Source organism: Actinomadura sp. KC06 (assembly GCF_004348735.1).
Lineage (GTDB): Bacteria > Actinomycetota > Actinomycetes > Streptosporangiales > Streptosporangiaceae > Spirillospora.
In genome coordinates, this window is sequence record NZ_SMKT01000021.1 from 25,972 (window position 1) to 39,103 (window position 13,132).

At 70.0% G+C, this 13,132-nt stretch carries 12 protein-coding genes and 1 tRNA gene; 10 read left to right on the plus strand and 3 right to left on the minus strand.

Annotated elements, in window-relative coordinates; translation table 11 throughout:
- Window positions 1–7: 7 nt before the first annotated feature.
- Window positions 8–571 (minus strand): hypothetical protein, encoded by a 564-nt coding sequence (locus tag E1287_RS09915; protein WP_131964571.1) that lies wholly within the window; start codon window positions 569–571, stop codon window positions 8–10.
- On the opposite strand from E1287_RS09915, the gene E1287_RS09920 reads away from it, so the two are divergent.
- Window positions 543–1,388 (plus strand): DUF2637 domain-containing protein, encoded by an 846-nt coding sequence (locus E1287_RS09920; RefSeq protein ID WP_131964572.1) that lies wholly within the window; start codon window positions 543–545, stop codon window positions 1,386–1,388. The two genes, E1287_RS09915 and E1287_RS09920, sit on opposite strands and share 29 nt — an antisense overlap.
- Window positions 1,389–1,686: 298 nt before the next feature.
- Here E1287_RS09920 and E1287_RS09925 read toward each other — a convergent pair whose 3' ends face one another.
- Complete coding sequence (locus tag E1287_RS09925) at window positions 1,687–2,007, minus strand: hypothetical protein (protein ID WP_131964573.1); 321 nt, start codon at window positions 2,005–2,007, stop codon at window positions 1,687–1,689.
- Between the two features lie 153 nt (window positions 2,008–2,160).
- Here E1287_RS09925 and E1287_RS43620 point away from each other — a divergent pair, with 153 nt between their 5' ends.
- Window positions 2,161–2,307, plus strand: coding sequence for a hypothetical protein (locus E1287_RS43620; RefSeq protein ID WP_165968947.1), 147 nt, complete (start codon window positions 2,161–2,163; stop codon window positions 2,305–2,307).
- 98 nt (window positions 2,308–2,405) lie between these two features.
- Here E1287_RS43620 and E1287_RS09930 read toward each other — a convergent pair.
- A tRNA-Arg gene (locus tag E1287_RS09930) sits at window positions 2,406–2,480 on the minus strand.
- A gap of 127 nt (window positions 2,481–2,607) precedes the next feature.
- On the opposite strand from E1287_RS09930, the gene E1287_RS09935 reads away from it, so the two are divergent.
- From E1287_RS09935 to E1287_RS09970, 8 genes are all read left to right on the plus strand, one after another.
- A complete protein-coding gene (locus E1287_RS09935; protein ID WP_131964615.1) occupies window positions 2,608–2,970 on the plus strand; it encodes a response regulator in 363 nt (120 codons plus the stop codon).
- A 10-nt stretch (window positions 2,971–2,980) separates the two neighbouring features.
- Window positions 2,981–3,667, plus strand: a complete 687-nt coding sequence (locus tag E1287_RS09940) for a DALR anticodon-binding domain-containing protein (RefSeq protein WP_131964574.1) — start codon at window positions 2,981–2,983, stop codon at window positions 3,665–3,667.
- A complete protein-coding gene (gene lysA, locus E1287_RS09945; RefSeq protein ID WP_131964575.1) occupies window positions 3,664–5,055 on the plus strand; it encodes a diaminopimelate decarboxylase in 1,392 nt (463 codons plus the stop codon). The genes E1287_RS09940 and lysA overlap by 4 nt, the downstream gene beginning before the upstream one ends.
- A 14-nt stretch (window positions 5,056–5,069) precedes the next feature.
- Window positions 5,070–6,362: a homoserine dehydrogenase gene (locus tag E1287_RS09950; protein WP_131964616.1), complete on the plus strand. Its 1,293-nt coding sequence runs from the start codon at window positions 5,070–5,072 to the stop codon at window positions 6,360–6,362.
- A 141-nt stretch (window positions 6,363–6,503) separates the two neighbouring features.
- A complete protein-coding gene (gene thrC, locus E1287_RS09955; protein WP_131964576.1) occupies window positions 6,504–7,571 on the plus strand; it encodes a threonine synthase in 1,068 nt (355 codons plus the stop codon).
- A 1-nt stretch (window position 7,572) separates the two neighbouring features.
- Complete coding sequence (gene thrB, locus E1287_RS09960; RefSeq protein ID WP_131964577.1) at window positions 7,573–8,541, plus strand: homoserine kinase; 969 nt, start codon at window positions 7,573–7,575, stop codon at window positions 8,539–8,541.
- A 454-nt stretch (window positions 8,542–8,995) separates the two neighbouring features.
- Window positions 8,996–11,107, plus strand: coding sequence for a transcription termination factor Rho (gene rho / locus E1287_RS09965; RefSeq protein ID WP_131964578.1), 2,112 nt, complete (start codon window positions 8,996–8,998; stop codon window positions 11,105–11,107).
- 566 nt (window positions 11,108–11,673) lie between these two features.
- A complete protein-coding gene (locus E1287_RS09970; RefSeq protein WP_243718805.1) occupies window positions 11,674–13,080 on the plus strand; it encodes a sensor domain-containing protein in 1,407 nt (468 codons plus the stop codon).
- The last annotated feature ends 52 nt before the right edge of the window (window positions 13,081–13,132 follow it).

Consider the following 13,132-nt stretch of genomic DNA (forward strand, 5'->3'; position numbering starts at 1 on the left):
ATGACGTTCATGCCTTGGATCTTCTTCGTGCGGTGCACGTCCAGGTGAGGAGCTGTGGTTTACCGAGCCGGTGCGGATGCAAGTCGTACTGGGCGAAGAAGGCAGCGATATTGAGGTAGGGGCGGTGGTGGTGGAAGCCTTGGCGTCCGTGGCGTCGGGATTGAGCCATGTCTTCGATGATCACTGCGGGGACTTGAGGGAGAACGTGACCCAGGCCGGCATGAGGGTCGGCTAGGCGATCGAGGGTGTCGATTATCCAGAGCAGGTCTGGGCTGAGGTCGGGAAGATCGTCGGGGTCGTGGATGGTGTCCGGCTGTCCGAGGTGGGCCATGCGCCAGTGGGCGAAGTCGGCGTGTGGTGAGGGTAGTTCGGCGGGGATGACGGTGTGGCCGTGGGCGCGTAGCGCGATGGTGTCGATGCCGATTCCGCAGCCGTAGCCCAAGATCGTGATGCGGGCTGGGAGCGTGAGGAGCGCGGTGTCGACGTAGCGGGGGCGGTTCCCGCTGGCTTCCCAGATGGTGAGGTTGTACAGGTAGCCGGTGGTGGCGGCGAAGAACGCCGCGCTCGACATCGTGCTGGCCCGTCTGGACATGCGGATTCGGTGGCTGCGGTTCATCCCGTGGGCGCTGACCGGCGCGACGGTGTACCTCAACGTCGCCGGTGAACACGGGGTGTTCGGGATGGTCGCGCACGCGGTGCTTCCCGCGCTGTGGGTGGTCGCGGTGGAGATCGCCGCGCACGTGATCCGGATCCGTGCCGGGATCGCCGCCGGTACCCGGATGGAGTCCATCCGGACGTCTCGGTGGTTCCTGGCGCCGTGGCCCACGGTCAAGCTGTGGCGTCGGATGGTGCTGTGGGAGATCCGGCCCTACCCTGACGCGCTGGCCCGTGAACGCGCCCGCGTGCTGGCGCTGACCGACCTGCAGGACACCTACGACCGCAAGTGGCGCAAGAAGGCGCCCGCCCGGGTGCGGGCCCTGTACCGGCTCGGCGAGTTCCCCGCCGTGGTGTCCGCGGTGGCATCTGCCGCGCCGTCCAATGGACCGGTCACCGACCGTCCCGCCCTGCCCGTGATGGACCGTCCGGCACTGGAGCCGGGACCGTCCGGCCGCCGGTCCGGTGGACCGTCCGCAGCGCCGTCCCGGACCCGCGCGCGGACCGCGACCGGCCGGTCCGGGGGACGCGTGCGCGGACCGTCCGGGCGCCGGTCCCGGACCGGCAAGCCCGCCACACCGCCGCCGGACGTGGACGACCTGATGCCGATCGGCCGGACCATCGCCGCCGACCTGGCCGCGACCGGACAGCCGCTGACCCGCAACACCCTCGCTACGAGGCTGCGCGAGGCCGGACACAGCGCCGGTACCGGTACATCCTTTCCGCGCTCGTGATGCAGCGACTCGACGGCGTGCATCCCGACTTCATCTGGCGCATCAACGCCAAGGCCACCAAACCCGATCTCGCCGTCATCCTCCACGCCACCCCGGCCGTCGTCGGATAGCGCTGGACAGAACGGAGTCCCACAACCGACTCCAGAAACTGCTCCTCAAGCCGTATCGACAGCACCATCACCGGAACGTGGCATGGCTGTTGATCAACGCCGGCTGGACCATCCAGCAGATCGACTGCTCTCACACCACCGTTTCCCAGGTTGCCCGGATGGTTCGCGACCGTCTGACCGAAGCGGAGTCAGCGTGATGTGCACTCGCTTCTCGCCGTCATCGCCACACAGGCATCGATCTCGGTCTGAACGCCCTCGGGGCCGCCGAAGCCGTGGCTGGTATGGCTGGCTGCGGTTGCGGACGCGTAGATCTCCCTCAGCCGCATCAAAGCCTTCGGCGCAGCGAAGTCGTCTCTCTGCCGAGTCAGCGCCCCCTGACCTTCCAGCCCGCAATGGAACATCAAACGTCTGCTCATGCCGGTGAGCGAGCTTCGCGTCTCGTGGTGGACTAACACCGCGCCGACCCCGGCGCGCACGGGGGAAGGCAACTCGCTGACGTTGGTCCGCATCGCGTAGGGGCCGGCGGCTCACCAGCCGTGCCAGTCCGACCCGCCGCCACCGCAGGCGCCTTGTGATCATTCGGGGGCAGGGCGATGGGTGACCGTCCGTCTAAAGGTTCAGGCCGACGGCCGAGGACCGGTAAAGGTTCACGCACTGATCCGGTGATCGTGAATCCGCCGGAGTTCGCGCCGCTGAGTGAGGAGAATGAACGCACGGCGATCAGGGTGCTAACGGAGCTGCTGGCCGACCAGGAGACCAGCCAGGACACCGCCAAGGGCACTCAACGTGACGGCGGCAGCACTGGCTGAAGGTTCGTGAGGCGTCGAGTTCTACTAGCTTGATCGGCTTTACTGAGAACTGCTCGTTTTGCCAGGTCAGCGTGGCTGGCGGGTTCGTTCTCGCAATGTGGCGCCCCCTGCAGGATTCGAACCTGCGCACACGGCTCCGGAGGCCGTTGCTCTATCCCCTGAGCTAAGGGGGCGTGCGCCCCTGGGCGGCGCGGTAGAAGATTACCAGGGTTGGCGGGGTGACGCGCACGTGGACGTTCGCCGTGCGTCACGGGGGTGGAGTGGGCTAACTTCGAGGCCGTGACCGAGCCACTGGGACGCGTGCTGGTCGTCGATGATGACGAGGTGATCCGCCAGCTCATCGCCGTGAACCTGCAACTGGAGGGGTTCGAGGTGTCGACCGCGGTGGACGGTCAGGACTGCCTGGAGAAGGTGGCCGAGGTGCGGCCGGACGTGATCACGCTGGACGTGATGATGCCCAGGCTGGACGGGTGGGTGACGGCGGTCCGGCTGCGGGAGGCTCCGGAGACCGCGCACATCAGGGTCGTGATGATCACGGCGCGGGCGCAGGAGCACGATGTGCGCAGGGGGAACGAGATCGGGGTCGACGCCTACGTGACCAAGCCGTTCGACCCCAATCAGCTGATCCAGACCGTGCGGAAGCTCGCCGCGGTGGCCGGATAGTCTCACCGGTGTGACTTCAGCCGATGTGAGCGGTGCCCTTGCGGGTGCGGTGCGGGACGCCGTGGCCGAGGGTGAGCTTGATGTGTCGGTGCCTGATGAGGTTGTTGTTTTCAGTCGTGGTGTTGGGGTTTATGAGAGTCCTGTGGCGTTGCGGCTCGGGGTCGATCCGTGGGTGATCGCGCGGCGGGTCGGGGGGTCTGTCAGTGGGAGCGGGTTCGTGCGGGTTGTCATGTCGGCGGACGTGGTAATGGACGGGGCCCTGAAGGGTTTTGAGGGTGTGCGGGTCCCTGGCGGGTGGGGTGAGTGGCCCCGGACGTTTGAGAACCCAGGGTTTTCGGTGCGGTACGCCTATGCGCGGGCTAGTTGGGTGGGGCGTTGGGCTTCGGAGCTTGGGATCGGGCGGGGGCCGCTGCAAAAGCCAGAGGCGGAGGAGCTTGAGCTCGTGGGGGCGCTGGGGGACGTGCAGGGGAGAGTCCTTCAAGCGGAGCGGGAACGGGATGCAAGGCCGCTGATGTTCTGTTTGGAAAGAGTGGCCGGGGCGTACCACGACGTCCACGAGCGGTGTCCTGCCGTGCCGAAGGGCGATGAGGCCCCGGGGGCGGTGCACGAGGGACGGGTCGGCTTGGCGGAGGCCGTGAAGGTCGTCCTCGGCGATGGGCTGAACATGATCGGTGAGACCCCTAGAGAGCGGATATGAGTCGAGTACATCCTGCTGGGCCGCGGCATGCCGACGTTCTGCCGGAGGACCATCCGGTCGGTCCGGCGGACGATCTGAACGCGCTGGAGCCCGCGGTCTGGCCGCGGAGCGCCAAGCGGGTCGGCGGCGTCCTGACGGTCGGTGGTGTCGATGTGCGGGATCTCGCACGGGAATATGGGACGCCTCTGTACGTCTACGACGAGGAGGACGTGCGAAGCCGTGCGCGGGAGTATGCGGCGGCTTTCCATGACGGCGATGTGCACTATGCAGGTAAGGCGTTTCTGTGTACTGCTGTCGCGCGGTGGCTGAAGGAAGAGGGGCTCGGCCTGGACGTCTGCAGTGGGGGCGAGCTCGCCATTGCGTTGGCGGCGGGATTCCCCACTGAGCGCATCACTTTGCATGGGAGCAACAAGGCGTCCTGGGAGATTGAGCAGGCGCTTGAAGCCGGCGTCGGACGGATCGTGCTGGATTCCTACGAGGAGATAGCCCGGGTGGGTTATCTCGCCCAGGAGAAGGGCGTCCGGGCCAAGGTGATGGTGCGCGTCACTACGGGTGTTGAGGCGCACACGCATGAGTTCATCGCTACAGCCCATGACGACCAGAAGTTCGGGTTCTCCAGGAGTTCCGGGGCCGCTCTGGAGGCGGTGCGGAGGGTTCTGGAACTGAAGCAGCTGGAGCTTGTGGGGCTGCACAGCCATATCGGGTCCCAGATTTTCGACGTGGACGGGTTCGAGGTGGCCGCGCACCGGCTGGCCGAGTTGCTGGTGGCCATCCGGAACGAGCACGGAATCGAGCTTCCGGAGCTCGACCTGGGGGGCGGCTACGGGATCGCGTACGTGCCCGGTGAGGAGCCACACGATCCGAAGTCCATCGCGGACGGGTTGCGCGACATCGTGGCGCGCGAGTGCCGGGCGTACGAGCTGGCCATGCCGCAGCTGACGGTGGAGCCCGGGCGGGCCATCATCGGTCCGGGCGGCGTCACGGTGTACGAGGTCGGGACGGTGAAGGACGTCGAGGGCCTGCGCACCTACGTGTCGGTGGACGGCGGCATGAGCGACAACCTGCGGACGGCGCTGTACGGCGCCGAGTACACCGGCGCGCTGGCGAGCCGGTCGTCCGACGCATCGCCCATGCTCAGTAGGCTTGTCGGCAAGCACTGCGAAAGCGGCGACATTGTGGTGCGGGACCTGTGGTTCCCCGAAGATATTGCGCCGGGGGACCTTGTGGCGGTGGCGGCGACCGGTGCGTACTGTCGGTCGATGGCCAGCAACTACAACCACGTCCCGAAGCCCGCCGTGGTGGCGGTGAGGGACGGCAGGTCGCGCGTGATCGTCCGCCGCGAGAGCGCCGAGGACCTGCTGCGGCTCGATGCGGAGGTCGGAGCGTGAAACGCGGACTGCGCGTGGCGCTGCTCGGTTGCGGCGTGGTCGGCACGGAGGTCGTCCGGCTGCTGAACGAGCAGGCGGACGATCTCGCCGCGCGGGTCGGGGCGCCGCTGGAGCTGGCCGGGATCGCGGTGCGGCGGCCGGACCGGGTGCGCGAGGGCGTCGACCGGGAGCTGCTGACGACGGACGCGCAAGCGCTGGTGACCAGGGACGACGTCGACATCGTCATCGAGGTGATCGGCGGGATCGAGCCGGCCAGGTCGCTGATGCTGGAGGCGATGAAGTCCGGCAAGTCGGTCATCACGGCGAACAAGGCGCTGCTGGCGGAGGACGGCGCGACGCTGTTCGCGGCGGCGCGGGAGTACGGCGCCGACCTTTACTACGAGGCTTCTGTCGCGGGCGCCATACCGCTGTTGCGCCCGCTGAGGGAGTCTTTGGTCGGCGACCACGTGCATCGGGTGCTCGGCATAGTGAACGGCACCACGAACTACATCCTCGACCAGATGGACACGCACGGCGCAGGGTTCAACGACGCGTTGGAGGAAGCGCAGTCGCTCGGCTATGCGGAGGCCGACCCGACCGCCGATGTGGAGGGTTTCGACGCGGCGGCCAAGGCGGCGATCCTGGCGCAGCTCGCTTTCCACACTCCGGTGACGGCCGCGGACGTCCATCGCGAAGGAATCACCGAAGTGAGCGCCGCCGACATAGCCGGCGCCCAAGGAATGGACTGCGTCGTCAAGCTTCTCGCCATCTGCGAGCGTGTTCCTTCAGCGGACGGACACAACGGCAACGGACGTGGGGTATCGGTCCGCGTCTATCCGGCGATGATTCCCAGGTCGCACCCCCTGGCGAGCGTCCGCGAGGCGTACAACGCGGTGTTCGTCGAGGCGAAGTCGGCCGGTTCGCTGATGTTCTATGGCGCGGGGGCCGGTGGCGCTCCGACGGCGTCTGCGGTGCTGGGCGATCTGGTCGCGGTGGCCAGGAACGTGGCCGGTGGTACGCCCGGCCCAGTGGAAGTGACGTACGCGGAGCTTCCCGTACTGCCGATGGGCGAGACAGTCACGCGCTACTACATCCAGGTGGACGTGACCGACGAGGCCGGTGTCCTCGCCACCGTCGCCGAAGAGTTCGCCAGGCACGGAGTGTCGATTCAGGCCGTCCGGCAGGTCGGGCTGGGCGAGGAGGCGCAACTCGTCGTCGTGACGCACCGGGCCCCGGACGCGGCCCTGGCCGCGACCGTCGAGGGCCTCCGCGGGCTGGAAATCGTCCGCGAGGTGACGAGCGTCATGCGTGTCGAAGGCGAGGAATGACCGCCGCCCGTAAGGAACCCCGCAGAGAGCCCCGCCTATTGGGGAATGAGACCCGTCCGTAATCTGCGGGCCGGGGCCGGGGAAAGGGCGGCGGCACCGGTAGACTCCGGGCAACATCGCAGGTCATTCAGGGAGACCGACGTGAACGCGAACGCCCGCCCGTGGCGCGGCCTGATCGAGGAGTACCGCGACCGGCTTCCGGTGTCGGACGCGACGCCGGTCGTCACGCTGCTGGAGGGCGGGACGCCGCTGGTGCCCGCCGGCCGGGTGTCCCAGCTGACCGGCTGCGACGTGTACCTCAAGGTGGAGGGCGCGAATCCGACCGGGTCCTTCAAGGACCGCGGCATGACGGTGGCGATCAGCAAGGCCGCCGAGGACGGCGCGAAGGCGGTCATCTGCGCCTCGACCGGCAACACGTCGGCGTCCGCCGCCGCGTACGCGGTGCGGGCCGGGATGACGTGCGCGGTCCTCGTCCCCGCCGGCAAGATCGCGATGGGGAAGCTGGCGCAGGCGCTGGTGCACGGCGCGCGGCTCCTCCAGGTGGACGGCAACTTCGACGACTGCCTCGAACTGGCCCAGAAGCTGGCCGTCGACTATCCGGTGGCCCTCGTCAACTCCGTCAACAAGTACCGGCTGCAGGGCCAGAAGACGGCCGCGTTCGAAATCGTGGACGCGCTGGGCGACGCACCCGACGTCCACTGCCTGCCCGTAGGGAACGCAGGCAATATCTCCGCGTACTGGATGGGCTACAAGGAGTACGCAGACGGAAAGGCCGCCTCGAAGACCCCGCGCATGCTCGGGTTCCAGGCGTCCGGGGCGGCGCCGTTCGTGAAGGGCGAACCCGTCCTGAAACCGCAGACCATCGCGACCGCCATACGTATCGGCAACCCCGCGTCCTGGGATCTGGCGATCGCCGCGCGGGACGAGTCAGGCGGCGCCATCGATTCGGTCACCGACCGGCAGATCCTGGCGGCCTACCGGCTTCTCGCCAAGGAAGAGGGCGTTTTCGTTGAGCCCGCCTCTGCGGCGAGCGTTGCGGGCCTTCTGCAGGCGAGTGAGCGGGGCGTTGTCGCGTCCGGTTCCACGGTCGTCTGCACGGTGACGGGCAACGGACTCAAGGACCCCGACTGGGCCATCTCAGGCGCGCCCGCCCCGACCACCATCAAGGTCGACGCGCACTCCGCCGCGTCGGAACTCGGCCTCACCTGACGTGGGCCCGACGAACAACTCGAACTGGCTTGAAGGGCCCGTCCTGGTCCGGACGCCGGCCACCAGCGCCAACCTCGGCCCCGGGTTCGACTCGCTCGGCCTCGCGCTGTCCCTGTACGACGACGTCGAGGTCGAAGTCGGCGCGGCGGGCGGCGGCCTGACGATCGAGGTGGACGGCGAAGGCGCCGAGGTCGCCGACCGGGCCGAACGCCACCTCATCGTCAAGGTGCTCCGCCGCGCCTTCGACCTGCTCGACGGCCTGGCCGGAACCGGACCTGTAACGCGCCCCGACGGCCTGCGCCTGCGCTGCCGCAACCGCATCCCGCACAGCCGCGGCCTCGGCTCGTCGTCCGCCGCGATCGTCGCCGGGATCGTCGCGGCCCGCGCGCTGCACCCGGCCGGGAAGCTCCTCGGCGACGACGAGGCGCTGCGCCTCGCCACCGAGATCGAGGGGCATCCCGACAACGTCGCGCCGTGCCTCGCGGGCGGCCTGACCGTCGCCTGGACGACCCCGCGCGGCCCCCGGCTCGTCCGCCTGGAGACACAGATCACGCAGGTCACGGCGTTCGTCCCGGAGCAGCGGCTCGCGACGGAGCGGGCCCGCGGGCTGCTGCCCGAGACCGTCCCGCACGGCGACGCCGCCGCCAACGCCGGACGCGCCGCGCTGCTCATCGCGGCGCTCACCGGCGGGCTGGACGCGGACGTCCTGCTCGACGCGACCGAGGACCGCCTCCACCAGACCTACCGCGCGCCCGCGATGCCCGAGTCCGCCGCGCTGGTCGGACGGCTCCGCGCCGCGGGCGTCCCGGCGGTGATTTCCGGGGCAGGACCTACTGTCCTGGCCTTCACAAGCGCATCTCGAGTTGATTCGATAGTCCCCGAAGTGGGTAATGGGTGGCTCAAGCACCCGTTGGACGTCGCGACCCGCGGCGCACGCGTCGTGGCCGGAGAATCGGAGTTCCGGCCCTGATGGCGGCACCGGGGGCCGGGGGAGGCGTCTCGCCGCGGCCGACGCGGGTTCCGGCACGTTCCCGCTAGGTAAAATGCGAAGACATCGACCTCTGGGGAATAGCAGTGCGCCCTGGTGATGTTAGGCTGAATGCCGCACCAGATGCCCCGTTCGGGGCAGCGTGCTCGTCAGCCGCGCGTCACCTGACCGGCCTTTCGGCCGTGTCGGTCCCGCGTACTAGGCTTCCCGACACCGTGACATCCCGTTGTCCGGCATTCCAGCGAAACTTCGGACGTGGCGGTACCGGGAACACGCACGAGCGAACCGTCCCGTCCACCATCTGGCTGTGCCCAGAACACGCAGATCCCGGCCCCACCGTGATCAGCGGAGCCCGTCCCGGCGCCCCCGCCGGGCCGCACTACCGGGTCGGCTGGCCGAACACCGGCCAACGCCCGCTCCCTGGGAAGGACCCTTAGTGAGCGAATCCAGCGAACTCCTTACGGACGCATCGAGCACGGGACCCGTCGACGCCGCGCAGGCCGCCGACGCCGAGCCCGCCACCCCCCGGCGCCGCCGGGCGGGCACCGGCCTGTCGGCCATGGTGCTGCCCGAGCTCAAGGCGCTCGCGTCCAGCCTCGGCATCACCGGTGTGACCGGGATGCGCAAGAGCCAGCTCATCGCGGCCATCCAGGAGAAGCAGGGCGGCCAGGGGCAGGGCTCGGCGGGGGGCGAGCAGGGAGACGCTGCCGCGGCCAAGCTCGAGTCGGCCCAGCCCGACTCGGGCCGCGCCGAGCGCCCCCGGCGGACCCGTACGGCCGCCGCCAAGCGCGAGGTGTCCGACGACCAGGTGACCCTCGCCGAGGTCGCGCCCGCGGGCGAGCAGGGCCAGGCCGCCGAGCAGGCACCGGCGCCCGAGCAGGCCCCGGCCGCCGCACAGGCCGAGCAGGCCGGGACGGCGGAGAAGACGGAGCAGGCCGAGCGGCCGGAGAAGACGGAGCGGGACGGGCGCCAGGGCGGCCGGCAGCGGGGCGAGCGGCAGGACCGGGGGGGCGAAGGCCGCGGCGAGCGGGGCCGCGACCAGCGAGACCAGGGCCGGGAGCAGAACACCGAGGACGGCGAGTCCCAGGGCGGACGCGACGGGCGCGAGGGACGCGAGAACCGCGACGGCGGTCGCGAGGGCGGCGGACGCCAGCGGCAGCGCGGCGGCCGTGAGCGCGGCGAGCGCGGCGAAGGCCGCGACCGGGGAGAGCGCGGCGACCGTGGAGAGCGCGGCGAGCGCGGTGACCGCGGCGAGCAGGGCGGCGGCGGACGTCAGCGCGGCCAGAGCCAGGGCGGCGGGGGCCAGCACGACGACGACGAGAGTGGCGGCCGGAGCCGTCGCGGGCGCCGCTTCCGCGAGCGCAACCGCGGGCGCGGTCGCGAGCGCTACGAGGAGCCGGTGATCACCGAGGACGACGTCCTGATCCCGGTCGCGGGCATCCTCGACATCCTCGACAACTACGCGTTCGTCCGCACGACCGGCTACCTGCCCGGCCCGAACGACGTGTACGTGTCGCTGGCGCAGGTCCGCAAGAACGGGCTGCGCAAGGGCGACGTCATCACCGGGGCCGTCCGGCAGGCGCGCGAGGGCGAGCGGCGCGAGAAGTTCAACGCGCTGGTCCGCCTCGACACCGTCAACGGGATGGAGCCCGACCAGGCCAAGGGCCGCGTCGACTTCTCGAAGCTGACCCCGCTGTACCCGCAGGAGCGGCTGCGCCTGGAGACCGACCCGGGCATCCTGACGACCCGGATCATCGACCTGGTGTCGCCGATCGGCAAGGGCCAGCGCGGCCTGATCGTGTCGCCGCCCAAGGCCGGCAAGACGATGGTGCTCCAGGCGATCGCCAACGCGATCACCAAGAACAACCCGGAGTGCCACCTGATGGTCGTCCTCGTGGACGAGCGTCCGGAGGAGGTCACCGACATGCAGCGGACGGTGAAGGGCGAGGTGATCCACTCGACCTTCGACCGTCCCGCCGAGGACCACACCACGGTCGCGGAGCTGGCCATCGAACGTGCCAAGCGGCTGGTGGAGCTGGGCCACGACGTGGTCGTGCTGCTCGACTCGATCACCCGGCTCGGCCGCGCCTACAACCTGGCGGCGCCCGCGTCCGGACGCATCCTGTCCGGCGGTGTCGACTCGACCGCGCTGTACCCGCCGAAGCGGTTCTTCGGCGCCGCGCGCAACATCGAGAACGGCGGCTCGCTGACCATCCTCGCCACCGCGCTGGTGGAGACCGGGTCCCGCATGGACGAGGTCATCTTCGAGGAGTTCAAGGGCACCGGCAACATGGAGCTGAAGCTCAACCGGGGCCTGGCCGACAAGCGGATCTTCCCGGCGGTGGACGTCGACGCGTCCAGCACCCGCAAGGAGGAGATCCTCATGGCGCCGGAGGAACTGCGCGTCGTCTGGCAGCTCCGCCGCGTCCTGCACGCGCTCGACATGCAGCAGGCGCTGGAGCTCCTTCTGGAGAAGATGAAGGAGACGAAGTCGAACGCCGAGTTCCTGCTCCAGGTCCAGAAGACGACGGTCTCCGACGACCGCTGAGCCCTGCGTGGCCGCACGCCCCCGTCCGGAACGGTCCCGGCCGGGGGCGTCCCGCATCTCCCCCCGGCCAGAGACCGGCTAAAGCCCGCGGCTCGTGACCGGGTAAAAGCGGCATAGGTCGTTGCCCCAGCCCCGCGGCGACCTCAACACTCGCGATCGCGTCCGAAGGCAGGTTCGAGCTTGCGAGAACCTGATCGCGCAGCGAGCCGCCAGGCGAGCCGAAGCGATGCCAGCGATCGCACGCGAGAGCACTGCAACCGGGTAAGGCGACAGAGGTCGTTGCCCCAGCCCTGCGGCGACCTCAACACTCGCGATCGCGTCCGAAGGCAGGTTTCGAGCTTGCGAGAACCTGATCGCGCAGCGAGCCGCCAGGCGAGCCGGAGCGATGCCAGCGATCGCACAGCGTTTCTCGACGATGGAGGGGCCCCCAGGGCCCGAAGGAGGAGAGAAATGCAATAAACAGGTGGGGTTAGCCCCACCCCCGAATGGGCGGCGGACATCATGGTCGCCCCACCTCGTGCCGGGCAGTCTTGGACCGTACGTTGGAACGGGCATGGAGGGACGACGTGGGCGAGCTGAGCAGGGATCGCGGGACCGGCGGCGCTACCGCCGGCGGCGGCGCCGCGCGGTGGGCGGCGGCGCGGTGGGCCACGGTGATGCAGGCCGGCGGGGACGCGGCGGCGACCGTCGCGAACACCCCGTGGACGCCGCTCGCCATGCTGAGGTCGTCGCTGACCTGGCGTTCGGCGATCTATCTGGCCGTCAGCGGGGCGTTCGGGCTCGGCTGGTTCATCGCGCTGACCGTGGGGCTGGCGCTCTCCCTCAGCCTGCTGATCATCTGGGTGGGCCTGCCGATGCTGGCGCTGATGATGGTCGCGTGGCGGTTCGGCGCGGTCCTGGAACGGCAGCTCGTCCGGGCGGCGTTCGGCGTCAAGATCGCGAGCCCGTACCGGCGGCTGCCCGAGGGCCGCAACCCGCTGACGAAGCTGAAGGGCATGGCGGGCGACCCCGCCACCTGGAAGGACCTCGGCTACCTCGCGGTGCTGTTCCCCATCACGCTGGTGGAGTTCGTCGTGTCCGTGACGGTCTGGGGGGCGACGGGAATGCTCCTGTTCATGCCGGTGATCGTGGCGGTGGACGGCAGCGGCGCCGAGGTGGGCGTCGGGTTCGTCTCGTACTGGGCGGGCAACCCGCTGGAGGCGCTGCCGATCTCCGTGGGCGGGCTGTTCTTCCTCGTCCTGGCGATGTACGTGACGCGGATCATGGCGATCGGGCACTCGGCGTTCGCCGGGCTGATGCTCGGCCCGAGCCCGTCGCAGAAGGAGAACCTGGAGCTGCGGCAGCGGACGGAGCACCTGCGCGCCAGCCGCGCCCGCGGCGTGGACGCCGCGGAGTTCGAGCGGCGCCGCATCGAGCGCGACCTGCATGACGGCGCGCAGCAGCGGCTCCTGGCCGTGGCGATGGACATCGGACGGGCCCGCGCCAAGCTGGACGAGGATCCCGAGGGCGCGCGGGCGCTGATCGAGCAGGCCCACGACGGCACCAAGGAGGCCATCTCCGAGCTGCGCGACCTGGCCCGCGGCATCTACCCGGCGATCCTCACCGACCGGGGCCTGGACCCGGCGCTGTCCGGCCTCGCGGGCCGCGCGCCCGTCCCGGTCGAGGTCGAGGTGGACCTGCCGGAGCGCCCGCCGGCGGCGGTCGAGAGCATCGCCTACTTCATCGTCGCGGAGTCGCTGGCGAACATCGCCAAGTACGCCCGCGCGACCCGCGCGTCCGTCCGCGTCGTCCGCGAGGACCGCTGGGTGGTCGTCGAGGTTATCGACAACGGGATGGGCGGCGCGGTGGCTCGGCCGGGGGGCGGTCTCGCCGGGCTGGCCGACCGGGCCGCGACGATCGACGGGATGCTCATCGTGGACAGCCCGTCCGGCGGTCCGACGATCATCCGCGCCGACCTGCCCTGCACCTGGTGATCCGGGACGGGGCCCGCCGCCACGGGCCCCGTCCCGTCGCCGTGGCTCCCCA

Bases quoted from the DNA above. Each gene is read 5' to 3' on its own strand.
- E1287_RS09915 (WP_131964571.1), bottom strand. From the start codon at position 571: ATGTCGAGCGCGGCGTTCTTCGCCGCCACCACCGGCTACCTGTACAAC.
- E1287_RS09925 (WP_131964573.1), bottom strand. From the start codon at position 2,007: ATGCGGACCAACGTCAGCGAGTTGCCTTCCCCCGTGCGCGCCGGGGTC.
- lysA (WP_131964575.1), top strand. From the start codon at position 3,664: ATGAGTCGAGTACATCCTGCTGGGCCGCGGCATGCCGACGTTCTGCCG.